The sequence below is a fragment of the Rhizobium sp. 2MFCol3.1 genome (assembly GCF_000377565.1).
In the GTDB taxonomy this organism is placed as follows: domain Bacteria; phylum Pseudomonadota; class Alphaproteobacteria; order Rhizobiales; family Rhizobiaceae; genus Rhizobium.
On record NZ_KB898354.1, the window covers coordinates 319,210 to 336,633 of the forward strand.

Below are 17,424 nucleotides of genomic sequence, written 5' to 3' on the forward strand. Positions count from 1 at the left end.
TCCAGGCCGTACAAACATCCATTTCCGGATGCGCCAAAGACGACGGACTGCGCGCGGCAAACGCGCCAATCGGCCATGTTTGGCTCGAAGGACGCATGGCAAGTTTATTAGGAATTTCGCGGTGAATGCGCAAGAAGATAAAGAAACGCAGCCTGTTTTTGCCACGATCGGCAAAAATCGCGCCGGTTTTGACGATTTTGGATCAAGTTTTTGCGATTTCCGAGTGGCGGCGGTGAAACCGCATGCGCGCGTCTTGCGCTCCAGCGCACAAAAAAAGGATCGGCAGACCAGAGGTCGCCGATCCATCAATATCAAATGGTGCTAAAAACAGTCAGTCGCTTCACCAGGAAGCGGCCGGAAACGATGTGATGTGGAATATCAGGCCGCGGACTTGGCGCGGACGGGTTCGGCGTAGATCTGCGTCAGGGTTTCGAGAATGCGAATGACCTGATCGGACGTGCTGGAATAGTAGATCGTCTGTGCGTCGCGGCGGGTCTTGACCAGCTTCTGGGCGCGCAGCTTAGAGAGGTGCTGCGACAGCGCCGACTGGCTGAGGCCGACTTCGGTGGCCAGCGCGCCAACAGGGATCTCGCCCTTGACGAGATTACAGAGGATCAGAAGTCGCTTGGGATTTGCCATTGCGGACAACAGTGCGGCGGCAACATTCGCGTGAGCGGTCAAATCAATTGTGTCCATAATCATCTTCCCATGGAAACGGAATTCAAAAAAACGTCTGCCTGAAATCGCCGACGGTGAAAACTAGCAAGAGGGGTTCAAGATTGTATATAGCTAAATTTCAGGTATTGAGTATTTCATGTTAGATATATGTGAATAAAGTTCAACGCGGCTGCTGACAGGTGTGTCAAACTCGTGTCGCACCAGCAAATCGCCCGAAATCACATCAAAACCGGCGCAATCGACTCCACAAATAGCCCATTTGGTGCCCGTACGGGCTTTATGCGCGATCGCTGTTTTCCTTGCCAAATCCGGCTCCAGGGCTAGCAAATCTTGCACTACCTCGGCAGCGCTTTCCGCAAGCTCTTCGTTGGCGGCGGAGCGGATGATCAGCTCATCTCCGCCCAAAATATAGGCGCGGCCGAAGCCGCCGTTGAGGCTGGCGCTCTCGGGAATCAGCCGGAAAAACCTGAAGTCGGGGAAATCGACGTAGAGTTTCGCCTTTGGATGGCGGGCCAGAAAACGTTCACGAATGCGTGTGTGGGCCGTGCTGTCGCGCTCGACGGCTGCCGCGCGGCACTGAGTCGTCAGCCGCGCATAGGCCAGCGGGTCGCCCTTGCCGGGCTCGCCGGTCAAGAGCGAGGCGCGCGGATCGGCGTCTAGCGCACGCGTGTGCGCCGAAAGGCCGGAGACGAGGATGACGGGAACGCCATCGAAATCGGTGCCGAGAAGCACGCGGCTGGCGAAGGGGAAGCCGGTGTTTGGGTCGAGGACCGCAACGGCGGCGTAGCGGGCGGAGCGGAGAAGAGTGCGCGCCAGCTTGCGCGCCTCTTCGTCCGTTTCCCTGATGACAGAAGCTTGATCTTTCATGTCCACTTTTTGGCGGAAGCGGACAGTGGGATCAAGCCTGTTCTTTCTTCCTGTGCTGCGTCAGGCCGGCGACGACGTCCTGGGCGGAGATCGTGCCGATGATGGCGCCGTTTTCAACCACGCCGATGCTGCCCGGCTGGCGGGAGAGCGCGTCGAGAATGTCGATCAGCGGGGTCTCGGCCTTGGCCGTGCCGCTGACGCTGGCGCCTGCCGCTGCATCGCCGAGGCCCGAATGCATGACGTCACGGGCGGTCAGCATGCTGATCGGGTTCATGTGCTGGACGAAATCGGCGACGTACTGGTCGGCCGGGTTCTTGACGATATCCTGCGGCGTGCCGCACTGGATGATGCGCCCGCCCTCCATGATGGCGATGCGGTTGCCGATGCGGAAGGCCTCGTCGAGATCGTGGCTGACGAAGAGGATGGTTTTCTTCAGGCGGCGCTGGAACTCGAGCAGTTCATCCTGCAGGCGGGTGCGGATGAGCGGATCGAGCGCGGAGAACGGCTCGTCCATCAGAAGGATCGGCGCGCCGGTCGCAAAAGCGCGGGCAAGGCCGACGCGCTGCTGCATGCCGCCGGAGAGCTCGTTGACCTTGCGATCGGCCCATTTGGTCAGGTTGACCAGTTCGAGCTGTTCGGCCACGCGCTTCTTGCGCTCGCCCTCGGCCATGCCGGCGAGTTCGAGGCCGAAGCCGACATTGTCGGCGACCGTGCGCCACGGGAGCAGCGCGAACTGCTGGAACACCATCGAGACGGTGTGCATGCGCAGATCGCGCAGGCCCTTGGCCGAGGTCTTGTAGGGATTGACCGGGCCTGATGCGCTGTTGACGGTGACCTCGCCGCGCACGACGGGGGCGAGCCCGTTGACGGCGCGCAGGAGTGTCGACTTGCCGGAGCCGGAAAGGCCCATGAGCACGAGAATTTCGCCCTCCTGGATTTCCAGCGAGGCGTCGGCGACACCGAGCACGAGGCCGGTTTCGGCGCCGATCTCGTCGCGGGTCTTGCCCTGGTCGGCAAGGGTGAGGGCTGCTTCCGGCTTGTCGCCGAAGACGATGCTGACATTATCGAAGCGAACCGCGGTCATGCGCCGTCTCCTTCACCCGCCACGCGGAACATTCGGTCGAGGATGATCGCCAGGATGACGATGCAGAGACCTGCCTCGAAGCCCTTGGCGACGTTGACGGTGTTGAGCGCGCGCACAACGGGAACGCCGAGGCCGTCGGCGCCGACGAGTGCCGCGATGACGACCATCGACAGCGAGAGCATGATCGTCTGCGTCAAGCCGGCCATGATCTGCGGCGTGGCGTAGGGAAGCTCGACCTTGCGCAGCACCTGCATCGGGGTCGCGCCGAAGGATTCGGCGGCTTCCACCAGCGAGGGCGGCGTCGAGATGATGCCGAGGCGCGTGAGGCGGATGGGGGCGGGGATGGCGAAGATCACGGTGGCGATCAGGCCGGGCACCATGCCGAGGCCGAAAAGGATAAGCGCTGGGATCAGATAGACGAATGTCGGAATGGTCTGCATCAAGTCGAGGATCGGCCGCAGCAGCGAATTCACCCAGGGGCGGCGGGCGGCGGCGATGCCGAGCGGAATGCCGACGATCATGCTGACGAAGGTCGAGGCAAGCACCAGCGCCAGCGTCGCGGTCGTTTCCTTCCAGTAGCCCTGGTTCATGATGAACAGCAGCCCAAGACAGGTGAAGACGGCGACGACGACCGAGCGCCTCAGCCAGTAGGCGATGGCGGTGATGGCCAGCACGACGATCAGCGGGTGCGGCTTTTGCAGGACGAACAGGATCCCGTCGATGACATGGGACAGCACGAAGGCAAGCTGGTTGAAGAACCAGTCGGCATTGGAGGTGAGCCAATCCACGAAGGCTTTCGCCCAGGGACCAATGGGAATTTTAAAGTCGGTGATCCAGTTCAAGGGCGTGCCTATCCAGAAAGAACAACAACAGGGGCGAGGATAGCGAAAACGGGGTGGTCAGAGCCACCCCGTCTTTCGATATCAGAGGCCGAGGCTTTTCTTGACGGCGGCAACGCCGTCGCCGCTGCCGTCAAGCGTCTTGACGCCTGCGAGCCACGGCTCGATTGCCGTCGGATTGGCCTTCAGCCATTCCGTCGCGGCCTTTTCCGGCTCGTCGCCGTCGTTCAGGATCTTGCCCATGATCTGGTTTTCCATCGGGAGAGAGAAGACCATGTTCTTGAGCATGGTGCCGACGTTCGGGCATTCCGTCAGGTAATTGGCGCGAACGTTGGTGAACACCTTGGCGCCGCCGAAGTCAGGACCGAAAACGTCGTCGCCGCCCGTGAGATAGGTGAGCTTAAAGTTTTCGTTCATCGGATGCGGCGCCCAGCCGAGGAAGACGACCGGCTTGCCGGCCTTCTCGGCGCGGGCAACCTGCGCCAGCATGCCCTGCTCGGAGGATTCGACGACCTCCATGCCCTTCATGCCGAAGGTGTCCTTCTCGATCATGTTCATGACGAGACGGTTGCCGTCATTGCCCGGCTCGATGCCGTAGATCTTGCCTTCGAGATCTTCCTTGTGGGCGGCGATGTCCTTGAAGTCCTTGATGCCGAGCTCGGCGCCCTTGGCGTTGGTCGCCAATGTGTATTTCGCGCCGGTCAGGTTCGGGCCGAAGGATTCGACCGACTTGTCGTCGATGAAGGGACGAACGTCCTTTTCCTGTGTCGGCATCCAGTTGCCGAGGAAGATGTCGATGTCCTTGTTCTTCAGCGACTGGTAGGTGACCGGTACGGAGAGAACCTTCACGTCGGGGGTGTATCCGAGACCCTTGAGGATCACGGATGCGGTTGCTGTTGTCGCGGTGATATCGGTCCAGCCCACATCCGATAGATGGACGGTGGAGCAGCTGGCGGGATCAGCGGAATAGGCGGCGGTTGCGACAGAGAGTGCAGCAACGGCTGTGGCAGTGATCAGTTTGAATGCGCTTGTCGTTTTCATTTATAGACTCCCAGTCTTACGTTCCCAAGCCAATCACCAATAGCCGAGTTTTACAAGCGACCTCAGTGCGTTTGCGCCGCATTGCGGTATCCGATTGCGACGTGTCGTATTTAATGGATCGCTTGAATTTTGTCAGTTTTGAAGGGGTTTCCAGGCAATTTTCTGTGATTAACGACGGCCGGGGGTTTTCTTGATCGTATCCAGCTTTCAAGAAGCGGAGAGACGGAGAATGCAATGGCGAAGCTCTACTTCAACTACTCGACGATGAATGCCGGCAAATCGACGATGCTGCTGCAGGCCGCGTATAATTACGAGGAGCGCGGCATGCGCGTTCTCCTGCTGATCGCGGCGTTCGACGAGCGGGCGGGCAGGGGTGTGATCGGCTCGCGGATCGGGCTGCAGGCTAACGCGGTCGCCTTCGAGCAGGATGCCGATCTCCTGGCGCTGATCGCCGAGCAGGGGGCTGCGGGCGAGCCCATCGCCTGCGTCTTCGTCGACGAGGCACATTTCATGACGCGCGAGCATATCTGGCAGCTGGCGCGCGTCGTCGATCGGCTCAATATCCCCGTCATGGTCTACGGCCTGCGCACGGATTTCCAGGGCAAGCTGTTTCCGGCTTCGCAGGAGCTGATGGCGATCTCCGACGAGATGCGCGAAGTGCGCACCATCTGCCATTGCGGCCGCAAGGCGACGATGGTCGTGCGCCTCGACGGCAATGGCGCGGTGGCCCGGGAAGGGGCGCAGATCGAGGTCGGCGGCAACGAGAAATACGTGTCGCTCTGCCGCCGCCACTGGGATGACGCGATGAACGGCGAATGGGTCGCTGAGGCGGTGTGAATTAAACCGCTTCTTCCATTTGAGAATGAACGGCTCTAATTTGACGGCATTCGATTCCCCGGGGATATCAGGTGCGCAAGCCTGTCTCGTTTGACACCACATTTGATGCAGCCAGTGCGATTGCCGACGAACTGCCGGTGAAGGTCAAGACCTGCGCCGATTTCGTCGGCGAGTTCGCGCGCCATCCTGCTGAGATCGACGACGAGCGCTTTCTTGTTGAAAACGAGCGCTTCCAGGGATTTGCCGCCGACGCCAGGAACCTCGCTGAACTGCTTGCCGAACTGGTGGCGACGCTGGATGCGATGACCGTCAGGGTGTCGTCGGATCTCGACAGTTTCCGCGGGCTGACGGCGACCGAGCGGTTCATCGGGCATTTTTCGCGCCAGCGCATGTGGCGGCGCCACAGCAGCCGGGTCCGGGCCGCGCCGGTGGTCGAGAGGCTGCGCGACCTGATGGTGAAGTCCGACAGGGTCGCGGGACTGATCACGCACCATCGCGCGGTCGTGCTCACCGCCCACAAGGAGGCCGAGCGCCGGCTGGTCGATATCGTCGAGCGCCGGCGTCGGCTGGTCGACGAGATCGACATCGCCCGCATCCGCATCAAGGAGCTCAATGCCAAGGCGCTGACGACGCAGGGGCGCATCGGCGTCTACGGCAGCAAGGCCGAGTGGGACCGGATGGAGGAGGAGCGCAAGGCGCTGAAGGCGCAGGCCGATGAGGTCTCCACCCGCGAGCACGAGCTGCGCGACGAGAGCCAGCGGCGCGAGCGCTTCATCGGGATCTTCCAGCTTCTGGTGGATGGGCTCAACACCGAGATCGGCCAGTGCAACACGCTGATGCGCAAGCTGATGATCGATACGGAAGAGCGGCTGCTGATTTATCAGGCGCAGGTCGATACCGATATTCCGGGCTCGAAGGTGCAGATTTCGTCGGAACTGTTTCCAAATATCGCCGATGCCATCGTTCTCTTCGAGCGCGACATGTTGCTGCCGCAGGAGATCGAGCATCGCAAGCGCACCGCCGACGCGCAGTTCGGCAAGCGGTTTCCCGCTTATGCGCATCAGAACGAGGATGTGCCGGGCGCGCCTTTGATCGACACGATGAAGATCTCCTCGCGGCTGCGTTTCCGGATGCCGCGCCTGTAGGCGTGTCGCCTCTAAACAGGGCCGAAGAAACAATAATATCAGCACGATGTTGCCGTTTCGGATGCGGATGCATATTTGAGAGCGGGTGAAACACGCGCTTTTGGATGCAGAGGGGAATGGGCGATGCTTGACGGAATCTCCGGTTTTTTCAGATCGATCGGCCGGGCGATTGGTCGTTGGGCGCGGCTTTTCGTTGCCTGGGCCTTCTGGCCGTTGATGGCCGCGCGCGGCTGGTACGGTCGGCGCAGCTGGCTGGTCAGGCTTCCCGTCATCGGCGTGCTTTTGCTGCTCGTCCTGATGTACGGCTATTTCTTCGTTCAGACGCAGATGTGGACCGGCTTCAACCCGTCCTTCGTCGACCAGTACAAGCTTGCCGAACGTAAGGTTCAGGTTGGCCAGGAAATTCCGCCCGCCGAGGGCGCGACCACGCCTGCGGCCAAGACCTGCCAGCGCTCGGCGATTGTCGACGTCACGGCCGATCTCACGGATTTCAACGTCAACCAGAACTCATGGATTTCTTCCATGCTGCTCTATCGTCTCGGCTTCTTCGGGATCGATTGGGACCACACGCCGTTTCTCGACAACAAGGCCTCGTTCCAGCGCGGCGTGAACCAGGCGCTCCGCCGCACCTCGGCGGAGCTCGTCGATACGCTGGGCCGCGTGCGCGGCACCTCCGGCATCAACAATGATCTGCAGAGCGCGCGTGGCAACCTGCAGTTCGACGAGTACAGCTGGTATTTCGGGCTCAATCCGTTCGGCCCGAAGACGCCGACGCCAAGCTATTATCGCTCGGCGATCGATAGCCTTCGCAAGTTCAATACGGATCTCTCCAACTGCAACGCGGTCTTCGATACGCGCGCCGACAACCTCATCCAGTTCATCGACCGTATCGCCAACGATCTCGGCGGCACCGCCGACATGTTGGCGGAGCGCTCGGCCAACCATGCGAGCGGCTGGTTCGATACGCGCGCCGACGATCGCTTCTGGTTCGCCTATGGCCAGCTCTACGGCTACTACGCCATCCTGGCCGCCGCCCAGTCGGACTTTTCGCGGGTGATCGCGGAGCGCAATCTCGGCGCTCTCTATGGTGCCACCAACGCACAGTTCCAGGCGGCGTTGCGCATCCAGCCGGCAATCATTTCCAATGGTCGCGAGGACGGCTGGATCATGCCGAGCCATCTGGCGACCATGGGCTTTTATATTCTGAGGGTGCGCTCGAACCTGGTCGAGATGCGCGCGGTGCTCGGCCGATAAGGTCGAACGTTCGCACAACGCTGGCGGCGGCGCGTTTGGCGTGGCGTCAGGTGATCAGCTTGTAGCGGATCGCCTTTGCGACCAGCTGGGTGCGGTTGACGCAATCGAGCTTCTTGATGGCGCTGGTCATGTAGGCGTTGACCGTGTGATCGGACAAAGACAGGATCTGGCCGATCTCGATCGAGGTCTTGCCCTGCGATGTCCAGCGCACGACTTCGCGCTCGCGGGCCGACAGGGGCGGATGGTCGCTCTTGGCCGATTTGACCAGGTTGAACGCGTCCAGCGCCTGCAGCATCAGAACGGTCATTTCGTTAACTTCCGCCTGACCGAGCTGCGCGCGCGTGCCGGCAAACCAGAAGAGCAGGCGCTGACCATCGGTGCAGTAGGCCGGCAACGAGATGCCGACGTGGATGTCGAAGCTAAATTTCAGGTCGCGAAGCTCGTCGGGAATAACGGTCGTCTTGTCGCTGAGGCTCCAAAGTCGTGGCACGGCGGAGTTGGACACGCCGGCGGAAAACAGCGGCAGCTGCATGAAGCGGGAGCGGTCGAACGCGCTGACGTAAGCCGGAGGAAGATTGCTTTCGATGAGGAGCGACTTGAGCAGGAAGCTTTCGGTGGTCGGTGCATCCATCAGCGTGGCATATTTGAAACCGAAAGCCTCGGCGATGCGAACCAGTGCCTGGGCGAATGCCTGCCTGTTATTCACGGCTGCGATCTCAGCCGTCAATACTGACTGTCTCTCCGAGGTCGTCATGTAAGACATTAACAGGTTCCTGGCCGTCTACTACTTCGACCATAAGATCGACTATCTGATATATTTGCTAGTCAGAATTTGTGCAGCGCACAGTGATTAGATTAATGTGTTATAATTTAAACACGAAAAAACTGCTGCTGGTTGTTTTTAGCGTCGCGTAAATCAACCTCGTATCGCCTTTGTTGCGCTTTGCGCACGAATTGCGCGGGATGGCAAATAAAAAAAGGATGATATCCCTTGCGCGATATGTCGCAGGCGGCAAGGCCGCCCGCGAATCGATAAGCGTTAGATTTTCGAGCCGTCCTTGGCCTTCTTCATGAGTTGCTCGAGGAAGCCGAGCATGACGGCGGAGACGACGAAGGCCAGATGCATGGCGGTCAGCCACATGATCTTGCTGTCGGTGAACTGGTTCGAATTCAAGAAGACCTGCAGCAGGTGGATCGACGAGATCGCGACGATCGAGGAGGCGACCTTGATCTTCAGGCTGCCGGAATCGAGCTTGCCGATAAAGGAGACATCGGTTTCGTTTTCGTCGAAGCGGCTGACGAAGTTCTCGTAGCCCGAGATCATTACCATGACGATCAGGCTGGCGACCAGCGCTGCGTCGATGAGGCCAAGCATCGCCAGGATCATTTCACCTTCGTCGTAAGTAAAGACGTTGATCGCGACCTTGGAGAACTTGTAGGCGAAGGAGATCGCGTAGACGGCCAGCGACAGCGCCAAGCCGAGATAGAAGGCGACAAGGATCCAGCGGCTGGACAGAATGATGCGCTCGACGATGAGCTCAAGTGATTTCATGGTTTACCCCGTAAAATGCTGAATCAATGCGTTGGTGATAGAGGCTGTGGGCCGCTGTGCGCAACCGGCGCGGCCTTCAAACTTTCGGTATATTTCACCATTCCATTGGCATAAACGTGACGTTTACGAGACGAAATAGAGCTGAGGGCGGCATGGCTGAGTATAAAACCGACATCGAGATCGCGCGTGCCGCGGTGAAAAAGCCGATCTACGAGATCGGCGACAGGCTCGGGATCCCGGCGGCTCAACTCTCGCCCTATGGCCACGACAAGGCGAAGATCAGCGCAGAGTTCACAGCCGCGCAAGCGGGCAAGCCCGACGGCAAGCTCATCCTCGTCACCGCCATCAACCCGACGCCGGCGGGCGAGGGCAAGACGACCACGACGGTGGGCCTCGGCGACGGGCTGAACCGGATCGGCAAGAAGGCCATGATCTGCGTGCGCGAGCCATCGCTCGGCCCCTGCTTCGGGGTGAAAGGCGGAGCGGCCGGCGGCGGCTATGCGCAGGTCGTGCCGATGGAGGATATCAACCTCCACTTCACCGGCGATTTCCACGCGATCACGGCGGCGCACAATCTTCTGTCGGCGATGATCGACAATCATATCTACTGGGGCAACGCGCTCGATATCGACGTGCGCCGCATCACCTGGCGTCGCGTGATGGACATGAACGACCGGGCGCTGCGCGAGATCGTCGCCTCGCTGGGCGGGGTGTCCAACGGGTTTCCGCGCGAGAGCGGCTTCGACATCACGGTCGCCTCGGAAGTGATGGCGATCCTATGCCTGGCGTCGGATCTTCACGACCTGGAAGAGCGCCTCGGCAACATCATCATCGGCTATCGCTTCGACAAGACGCCGGTCTTCGCGCGCGACCTGAAGGCCGACGGCGCCATGGCCGTGCTTCTCAAGGACGCGATGCAGCCGAATCTGGTGCAGACGCTGGAGAACAATCCGGCGCTGGTGCATGGCGGCCCCTTCGCCAACATCGCCCACGGCTGCAACTCCGTCATCGCAACCAAGACGGCGTTGAAGCTTGCCGACTACGTGGTGACCGAGGCGGGCTTTGGGGCGGATCTCGGCGCGGAGAAATTCTTCGACATCAAGTGCCGCAAGGCCGGGCTGAAGCCTGATGCGGCCGTGATTGTCGCGACCGTGCGGGCGCTGAAGATGAACGGCGGCGTCGGCAAGGGCGATCTCGGGCGCGAGGATGTCGGTGCCGTGACGCGCGGCTGCTCCAACCTCGGCCGCCATGTGGCCAATGTCCGCAAGTTCGGCGTGCCCGTTGTGGTCGCCATCAACCACTTCGTTTCCGATACGGATGCCGAAGTGCAGGCGGTGAAGGCCTATGTCGCGCATCTCGGCGCCGAGGCCATCGTCTGCCGCCACTGGGCGGAAGGCTCGGCGGGCATCGAGGAGTTGGCGTGGAAGGTCGTCGAGATGGCCGAATCCGGTAACGCCAACTTCGCGCCGATCTATCCCGACGCCATGCCGCTCATCGAAAAGATCGAGGAGGTCGCGGCGCAGATCTATCACGCCGGCGAGGTCAGCGTGCCGAAGACAGTGCGCGACCAGCTGAAGGTCTGGGAAGAGCAGGGCTATGGCGATCTGCCTGTCTGCATCGCCAAGACGCAATATTCCTTCTCGACCGATCCGAACCTGCGCGGCGCGCCGGAGGGGCATGTGGTTTCGGTGCGCGAGGTGCGACTATCGGCCGGCGCCGGCTTTGTGGTCGTCATCACCGGCGAGATCATGACCATGCCCGGCCTGCCGAAATCGCCGGCCGCCGAGCGCATTCATCTCAACGAGGATGGCGCGATCGAGGGGTTGTTTTGATCTAGGCTGTTCTGGCCACTCCCATTCTGACCTCTGGCATCGCTTCAAGATGCTCGGTTTCCGATTCACCTGATGCCGGCAAGGCACTGACGCTACTGCCATTTTCAATGGCAATAGCGATATCCGCCCTTGCGCTCGAGCACGTCGAGATGGAAGTGGGTCTCGTGGGCGGCGTCGCTTTCGGGGTCGAGCACCGTCGTGAAATAGAGGCAGCCGGCGGCGCTGACGGTGCGCTGGAAGGCGCCGATCAGGGTCGAATCCTCGCGCCTCGGCTTGACCGCGATATCCTCGCCCTTCTCGAAGCTGAAGCTTGCGATATCGACCGCGTTGCCGCGCGCGTGTTCGGAGATCTTGCCGGTCTCGGCGCTGTTGCGCAGGCGGCAGATATAGGAGGAGGCCTGGTTGATGGTGGTGATGCGGCCCTGATCGGCGGCCGCAATGGCAGCGGCAGGGATGACCGTGCCCTTCATCCAGCGCGCCAAGGCCAGCGCCACCGGGCAGCGGAAGACGCCATCCGGCTTCAGCTTGATGCCGGGCAGGGCTTCGGTCACCTTGATCGGCTTGTCGATGCCGCAGCCATTGCCGTCGTCGATACGGCTGAGATCGGTGAAGACGACGCCGAGGCTTTGTAGTTCCTTGACGCATTCGGAGTGATCGGCCTCGCTTTCCGGCTCGATCGTCAGATGCTGGGCCTCGAGCGTCTGCTTATCGGGAAGGTTCTTGTTGGGAAGGTTGGGGCCCTGCACCTCGCGCTTCGGCGCGGCGGCGTCCTTGCCTGACGTGTCGGAGGAGGGGGCGGGTTGGTCGCCCTCGGTGGTCTTCTCGCCGGGTTTCGTGTCCGGCTTTGGAACATCCGGGCTAGCGGTATCGGGTGCTGCGGTCTCGGGCTGAGTGTCTGGCTTGGGCTGCGGCTTGGGCGCGACATCGATATTCGCCGGGTCCTCGGTCTGTTGTTCGACCTGTTTGTCGCCGGGTTTCACTTCCGGTTTGGGGCCGGTCTCTGGCAGGCCGGCGCCGGTCAACATGATGAGGCAGAGAAGTGCTGTCGCGATCTGGCCTGTCTTCTTCACGCATCCATCCATCGTTTTATTTCCAGCCGGATAACAACGTATGGAGGCGGATTTCGTTGCAATTTCGCAACGTTGATCGGCATCATGAAAACATGACCATTTAGATCATGATATCTCGGCTACATATATTGACAACCATACTCATGTTTTTTATGCGGCAAGAAGTAGGCGGAATTCTTCGCCGAAACACCTAGCCAGCCCCTCCAAGCGCGAATGCGTGACGACCAGCCAGCCCGGTACTTTTTTCATTGAGGGGTTGATTATGGTTATTCGACATTGGCGCTCGGCGCTTTTGGTGAGCGCGGCGTTTGTCTGCGTTGGTCCGGTCTCGCAGGCGCTGGCGCAGAGCGCGCAGACGACGCCGGCTGCTACTGCTGAGACGGACGAAAACGGCACGGCGCTGCAGAAGATTGTTGTGAAGGGCAAGCGGGTGTCCGCGCCGGCGCCGGGCAGCGCCACCGACACGCCGCTGGCGACCGAGACGACGGCCGCCCAGATCGAGAACAAGCAGATCACCAGCATCAGCGATCTCGGCCGCATTGCCGAGCCGGGCGTCAACTTCAACCGCAATACGGGTGGCGTCAACATTCGCGGTCTCGAAGGTAGCCGCGTTCTGACCACTGTGGACGGCATTCCGCTGACCTTCCTTTCGGACGCGACACGCAGCGCGACCGGTGGTGTCGATACCTTCGACTTCTCGTCGCTCTCGGCCGTCGACGTCCTACGCGGCGCCGATTCGAGCCGCGCCGGCGGTGGTGCGCTCGGCGGTGTCCTGGCCGTGCGCACGCTGGAGCCGGAAGACCTGATCGAGGACGGTCGCGATTGGGGCGGCATCGTCAAGTACACATACGACAGCTCCGACAAGAGCTCGTCGCCGTCTGCCGCCATCGCCAAGCGTATCGAGAACACCTCCATCATGTTCCAGGGCGGCTACAAGACCGGCAAGCAGACCGACAGCCAGGGAACCGTCGATACATACGGCCCGACCCGCACGGCGCCGAACCCTTCCGACTATGATCAGCACAACCTGCTGTTCAAGCTGCGCCAGCAGCTCGAAGGCGGCCACACGATCGGCCTGACGGCGGAAAGCTATCGCAAAGATCGTGATACCGACGCCAAGACCAACCAGCTGAGGGTTCTGACGTCGCGCGATCAGTATCTGCCCGGGAACTACTTCACCAACGACGCGTCGGCTCGCGACCGCGTCTCGCTGGACTACAAGTTCCAGTCCGAGAGCGACGACAGCCTCGTGGATTCTGCTTGGGCGTCGCTTTACTGGCAGGATCAGACGCGCGGAACCGGATATAACGGCTATCGCTCCACCTCGGTCATCGGCCCGATCGGTCGTCTGAACGACTATAACGAACGCGCGATCGGTCTCGTCGGCGCTTTGGAAAAGAACGTCGATACCGGCTACCTCGACCACAATTTCGTCTTCGGCTTCGACATCGCTCACGTTACGAGCGAGCAGTATTCTTCGGGCTACGACAATTGCCCGGCACCGCTGCCGAGCGGCGCCTATCCGACCGGATACTCGGCGTGCGCCAACCTGCACACCAACCAGGCTGACACGCCGAAGGTTGAGACCGGCCGTATCGGCCTGTATCTCGACGACAAGGTCAGTTTCGGTGATACCGGCTTCTCGGTTACGCCGGGCGTTCGCTTCGATTGGGTCAAGCATGATCCGAAGATGACCGATGCCTTCGCCGACAACGCCAGCAATCCGGCGCTGCCGAACGGCTTCAACGATACGGCGATATCGCCGAAGATCCGGCTGGAGCAGGAAGTCAACGATCAGGTTCTGCTCTACGGTCAGTGGGCTATGGGCTTCCGTGCACCGACTGCTGGTGAACTGTTCAGCACCTTCGGTGGTCCGGGTACATACCTGCGTATCGGCAATCCCAACCTGAAGTCGGAAACCAGCAATGGTTTCGAAGTCGGTGCCAAGCTCGGCGACGATGATCTCGGTGGCCGCGTGAACCTGTTCTACAACCGCTACCGCAACTTCATCGACACGACGAGCCTGAACGCCGCCCAGGCTGCCGCTCTCGGCTACACGCTGTCGCAGTATCCGCAGGGTGGTATCAGCACCTATAACAACGTGGCCAACGCCGAGATCTTCGGTACGGAAATCTCCGTTCACAAACGCTTCTCGAACGGCTTCCGCGCTCTGGCCGGCTTGGCTTACGCAGAAGGCAACAACCTCGATACCAAGACCTTCCTGCAGTCCGTCGCGCCTCTCAAGGCCGTGGTCAGCATCGGATATGACACCGAGACCTGGGGTGTTGGTCTCGATTGGACCGGCGTCAAGCATGCGCGCGGCCAGACCATCGGAACCGCAACGTCCACGAGCTACTTCAGCACGCCGGGCTACGGCATCGTCGACCTGACCGCATGGTGGGAGCCCGAGCAGATCAAGGGTCTGAAGATCAACGCTGGCATCTACAATGTCTTCGACAAGACCTACTACGACTACGCCTCGGTCCGCACCGGTGGCTCGCAGCCTCGCGAATACTACTCCGAGCCGGGCCGCACCTTCAAAATCTCGCTGACCCAGCGCTTCTAAACCAATCGAAAGGGCGGCCTCCGGGTCGCCCTTTTTCGTGGCCGCATTCGCCTCTTGCGCTGGCTCTCATCTCACGCTAACAATTCCGCCCATGAACATGTCCTTGAACATCGCAATCTGGTGGTGGGCTCGCTAAGGCGGCCTCGACCAATCGTGTCCAAAGACGACGATGAGCCGCCCGGAAAACACCAGGCGGCTTTTTTTGTTTTTAAGGCCGCCTGTCATCCGGGCCGATAACGGAGTGAAGCAATGGTAACGATCATCAGGGATGACGGAGCGGAGATTTACGAGACCAAGGGTGGCATCACGGTCACGCGGCAGCGCCGGGCGATCCCTTATGCCGACGCGGTCTCCTCCTATATCGACAAGCTCGACGAGCGCCGCGGCGCGGTATTCTCGTCGAACTACGAATATCCGGGCCGCTATACGCGCTGGGATACGGCCGTGGTCGATCCGCCGCTCGGCATCTCCTGCAATGGCCGCAAGGTCTGGATCGACGCCTATAACGAGCGCGGCGAGGTCATTCTCGGCTTCGTTACCGAGCGGCTGAAGACGATCTCAGAGCTGGAGCTCGGCGCCTTGACCAAGCGGCGGCTGGATCTGACCGTCAAGGCGCCGGACCGGGCGTTCACGGAAGAAGAGCGCTCGAAGATCCCGACTGTTTTCACCGTGCTGCGCGCCGTTACCGATCTCTTCTATTCGCAGGCCGATGCCAGCCTCGGCCTCTATGGCGCCTTCGGCTACGATCTCGCCTTCCAGTTCGACGCCATCAACCTGAAGCTGACGCGCCCCTCCGATCAACGCGACATGGTGCTCTATCTCCCCGATGAAATCCTCGTCGTCGACAATTATTCCGCAAAGGCCTGGATCGACCGCTATGATTTCGAAAAGGGCGGGCTTTCGACCGAGGGGAAGGCGGGCGATATCCCGGCCGAGCCGTTCCAGCGCACCGACACGATCCCGCCGAAGAGCGATCACCGTCCCGGCGAATATTCCGAGCTGGTCACCAAGGCGAAAGAAAGCTTCCGCAAGGGCGACCTGTTCGAGGTCGTGCCCGGGCAGAAGTTCATGGAGCGCTGCGACAGCAAGCCGTCGGATATTTCCAAGCGGCTGAAGGCGATCAACCCGTCGCCCTATTCCTTCTTCATCAATCTCGGCAACCAGGAATATCTGGTCGGCGCATCGCCGGAAATGTTCGTGCGCGTCTCTGGCCGCCGCATCGAGACCTGCCCAATCTCAGGCACGATCAAGCGTGGCGACGATCCGATCGCCGATAGCGAGCAGATCCTGAAGCTCCTGAACTCGAAGAAGGATGAGTCCGAGCTCACCATGTGCTCGGACGTCGACCGCAACGACAAATCGCGCGTCTGCGAGCCGGGCTCGGTCAAGGTCATCGGCCGCCGGCAGATCGAGATGTATTCGCGCCTCATCCACACGGTCGATCACATCGAAGGTCGCCTGCGCGACGACATGGACGCCTTCGACGGCTTCCTGAGCCACGCCTGGGCGGTCACCGTCACCGGTGCGCCGAAGCTCTGGGCCATGCGCTTCATCGAGAGCCATGAGAAGAGCCCGCGCGCCTGGTATGGCGGAGCGATCGGCATGGTCGGGTTCAATGGCGACATGAATACGGGCCTGACGCTGCGCACCGTGCGCATCAAGGACGGGATCGCCGAAGTCCGGGCAGGGGCGACGCTTCTGAACGATTCCATCCCCGAGGAAGAAGAAGCCGAAACCGAACTGAAGGCGTCCGCCATGCTCTCCGCCATCCGCGATGCCAAGGCCGGCAATACGGCCAAGGCCAGCCGCGACGTCGCCACTGTGGGCAAGGGCGTCAAGATTCTGCTCGTCGACCACGAAGACAGCTTCGTGCATACGCTGGCCAATTATTTCCGCCAGACGGGGGCCGAGGTCTCGACCGTGCGCTCGCCGGTGCCGGAAGAAATCTTCGACCGGCTCGATCCCGATCTTGTCGTGCTTTCGCCCGGTCCCGGCAATCCCAAGGATTTCGACTGCAAGGCGACGATCAAGAAGGCGCGGGCGCGCAACCTGCCGATCTTCGGTGTCTGCCTCGGCCTGCAGGCGATCGCCGAGGCCTATGGCGGCGAGCTCCGGCACCTTGCCTTGCCGATGCACGGCAAGCCGTCGCGCATCCGCGTGCTGGAGCCGGGCCTGGTATTTTCAGGCCTCGGCAAGGAAGTCACCGTCGGCCGCTACCACTCGATCTTTGCCGACCCCTCGACCCTGCCGCGCGATTTCATCATCACCGCGGAAAGCGAGGACGGCACGATCATGGGCATCGAGCACGCCAAGGAACCGATCGCGGCCGTGCAGTTCCATCCGGAGTCCATCATGACGCTCGGCGGCGACGCCGGCATGCGGATGATCGAGAACGTGGTCGCGCATCTGTCGCGGAAGGCGAAGACGAAGGCGGCTTGAGGGGATTTCTCTTCTCCCCAGCGGGGAGAAGATGTCCGAAGGACAGATGAGGGGGCGAGCGAAGCGAGGCTTTGAGCGTATGCGAAAAGCTGTGTTTTACGGGGTGCCGTGAGGCCCCCCTCATCCGGCTGCCGCCACCTTCTCCCCGCGGGGAGAAGAGACTCGTCGTGGGCCGCTCTCTCTCTCTCTCTCTCTCTCTCTCTCTCTCTCTCTCTTCCAC

General features: G+C 61.0%; 15 protein-coding genes. 7 read left to right on the top strand and 8 right to left on the bottom strand.

Annotated elements, in window-relative coordinates; translation table 11 throughout:
• Positions 1-121: 121 nt before the first annotated feature.
• The gene (locus D460_RS35845) at positions 122-325 is read left to right on the top strand and encodes a hypothetical protein (RefSeq protein WP_155947674.1); all 204 of its coding nucleotides are present in this window, start codon (positions 122-124) and stop codon (positions 323-325) included.
• 53 nt (positions 326-378) lie between these two features.
• Here D460_RS35845 and D460_RS0104470 read toward each other — a convergent pair whose 3' ends face one another.
• The 5 genes from D460_RS0104470 to D460_RS0104490 form a co-directional block, all read right to left on the bottom strand.
• Positions 379-696 carry a metalloregulator ArsR/SmtB family transcription factor gene (locus D460_RS0104470; protein ID WP_018897310.1) on the bottom strand — a complete coding sequence of 106 codons (318 nt, stop codon included), beginning with the start codon at positions 694-696 and terminating at the stop codon, positions 379-381.
• Between the two features lie 93 nt (positions 697-789).
• Complete coding sequence (locus D460_RS0104475) at positions 790-1,545, bottom strand: pyridoxamine 5'-phosphate oxidase family protein (protein ID WP_018897311.1); 756 nt, start codon at positions 1,543-1,545, stop codon at positions 790-792.
• A gap of 31 nt (positions 1,546-1,576) precedes the next feature.
• Positions 1,577-2,629: a choline ABC transporter ATP-binding protein gene (choV, locus tag D460_RS0104480; protein ID WP_018897312.1), complete on the bottom strand. Its 1,053-nt coding sequence runs from the start codon at positions 2,627-2,629 to the stop codon at positions 1,577-1,579.
• On the bottom strand, positions 2,626-3,471 hold the full coding sequence (gene choW, locus D460_RS0104485) for a choline ABC transporter permease subunit (RefSeq protein ID WP_018897313.1): 846 nt from the start codon (positions 3,469-3,471) through the stop codon (positions 2,626-2,628). Before choW ends, choV begins: the two co-directional genes overlap by 4 nt.
• 81 nt (positions 3,472-3,552) lie before the next feature.
• The gene (locus tag D460_RS0104490; RefSeq protein WP_018897314.1) at positions 3,553-4,509 is read right to left on the bottom strand and encodes a choline ABC transporter substrate-binding protein; all 957 of its coding nucleotides are present in this window, start codon (positions 4,507-4,509) and stop codon (positions 3,553-3,555) included.
• 234 nt (positions 4,510-4,743) lie between these two features.
• Here D460_RS0104490 and D460_RS0104495 point away from each other — a divergent pair, with 234 nt between their 5' ends.
• The 3 genes from D460_RS0104495 (at position 4,744) to D460_RS0104505 (ending at position 7,745) form a co-directional block, all read left to right on the top strand.
• On the top strand, positions 4,744-5,346 hold the full coding sequence (locus tag D460_RS0104495; RefSeq protein WP_018897315.1) for a thymidine kinase: 603 nt from the start codon (positions 4,744-4,746) through the stop codon (positions 5,344-5,346).
• Between the two features lie 71 nt (positions 5,347-5,417).
• Positions 5,418-6,491 (top strand): hypothetical protein, encoded by a 1,074-nt coding sequence (locus D460_RS0104500; protein WP_018897316.1) that lies wholly within the window; start codon positions 5,418-5,420, stop codon positions 6,489-6,491.
• Between the two features lie 123 nt (positions 6,492-6,614).
• Positions 6,615-7,745 (top strand): DUF2333 family protein, encoded by a 1,131-nt coding sequence (locus D460_RS0104505; protein WP_018897317.1) that lies wholly within the window; start codon positions 6,615-6,617, stop codon positions 7,743-7,745.
• Positions 7,746-7,791: 46 nt separating this feature from the next.
• On the opposite strand, the gene D460_RS0104510 is transcribed toward D460_RS0104505, so the two are convergent.
• Both D460_RS0104510 and D460_RS0104515 read right to left on the bottom strand, forming a co-directional pair.
• Positions 7,792-8,508, bottom strand: coding sequence for a LuxR family transcriptional regulator (locus D460_RS0104510; protein WP_026282787.1), 717 nt, complete (start codon positions 8,506-8,508; stop codon positions 7,792-7,794).
• Between the two features lie 276 nt (positions 8,509-8,784).
• Positions 8,785-9,297, bottom strand: coding sequence for a TIGR00645 family protein (locus D460_RS0104515; protein WP_018897319.1), 513 nt, complete (start codon positions 9,295-9,297; stop codon positions 8,785-8,787).
• 152 nt (positions 9,298-9,449) lie between these two features.
• Here D460_RS0104515 and D460_RS0104520 point away from each other — a divergent pair, with 152 nt between their 5' ends.
• Positions 9,450-11,129, top strand: a complete 1,680-nt coding sequence (locus D460_RS0104520) for a formate--tetrahydrofolate ligase (RefSeq protein WP_018897320.1) — start codon at positions 9,450-9,452, stop codon at positions 11,127-11,129.
• A 104-nt stretch (positions 11,130-11,233) separates the two neighbouring features.
• Here the strand turns inward: D460_RS0104520 and D460_RS0104525 are convergent, their stop codons facing one another.
• On the bottom strand, positions 11,234-12,154 hold the full coding sequence (locus D460_RS0104525) for an extensin family protein (RefSeq protein ID WP_245267713.1): 921 nt from the start codon (positions 12,152-12,154) through the stop codon (positions 11,234-11,236).
• Positions 12,155-12,461: 307 nt separating this feature from the next.
• On the opposite strand from D460_RS0104525, the gene D460_RS0104530 reads away from it, so the two are divergent.
• Positions 12,462-14,765, top strand: a complete 2,304-nt coding sequence (locus D460_RS0104530; protein WP_018897322.1) for a TonB-dependent hemoglobin/transferrin/lactoferrin family receptor — start codon at positions 12,462-12,464, stop codon at positions 14,763-14,765.
• Between the two features lie 249 nt (positions 14,766-15,014).
• A complete protein-coding gene (locus tag D460_RS0104535) occupies positions 15,015-17,204 on the top strand; it encodes an anthranilate synthase (protein ID WP_018897323.1) in 2,190 nt (729 codons plus the stop codon).
• Positions 17,205-17,424 lie beyond the last annotated feature (220 nt).

Bases quoted from the DNA above. Each gene is read 5' to 3' on its own strand.
- D460_RS0104470 (WP_018897310.1), bottom strand. From the start codon at position 696: ATGGACACAATTGATTTGACCGCTCACGCGAATGTTGCCGCCGCACTG.
- D460_RS0104515 (WP_018897319.1), bottom strand. From the start codon at position 9,297: ATGAAATCACTTGAGCTCATCGTCGAGCGCATCATTCTGTCCAGCCGC.
- D460_RS0104495 (WP_018897315.1), top strand. From the start codon at position 4,744: ATGGCGAAGCTCTACTTCAACTACTCGACGATGAATGCCGGCAAATCG.
- D460_RS0104535 (WP_018897323.1), top strand. From the start codon at position 15,015: ATGGTAACGATCATCAGGGATGACGGAGCGGAGATTTACGAGACCAAG.
- D460_RS0104510 (WP_026282787.1), bottom strand. From the start codon at position 8,508: ATGTCTTACATGACGACCTCGGAGAGACAGTCAGTATTGACGGCTGAG.
- choV (WP_018897312.1), bottom strand. From the start codon at position 2,629: ATGACCGCGGTTCGCTTCGATAATGTCAGCATCGTCTTCGGCGACAAG.
- D460_RS0104520 (WP_018897320.1), top strand. From the start codon at position 9,450: ATGGCTGAGTATAAAACCGACATCGAGATCGCGCGTGCCGCGGTGAAA.
- D460_RS0104490 (WP_018897314.1), bottom strand. From the start codon at position 4,509: ATGAAAACGACAAGCGCATTCAAACTGATCACTGCCACAGCCGTTGCT.
- D460_RS0104505 (WP_018897317.1), top strand. From the start codon at position 6,615: ATGCTTGACGGAATCTCCGGTTTTTTCAGATCGATCGGCCGGGCGATT.
- D460_RS0104525 (WP_245267713.1), bottom strand. From the start codon at position 12,154: ATGTTGACCGGCGCCGGCCTGCCAGAGACCGGCCCCAAACCGGAAGTG.
- D460_RS0104475 (WP_018897311.1), bottom strand. From the start codon at position 1,545: ATGAAAGATCAAGCTTCTGTCATCAGGGAAACGGACGAAGAGGCGCGC.
- D460_RS0104530 (WP_018897322.1), top strand. From the start codon at position 12,462: ATGGTTATTCGACATTGGCGCTCGGCGCTTTTGGTGAGCGCGGCGTTT.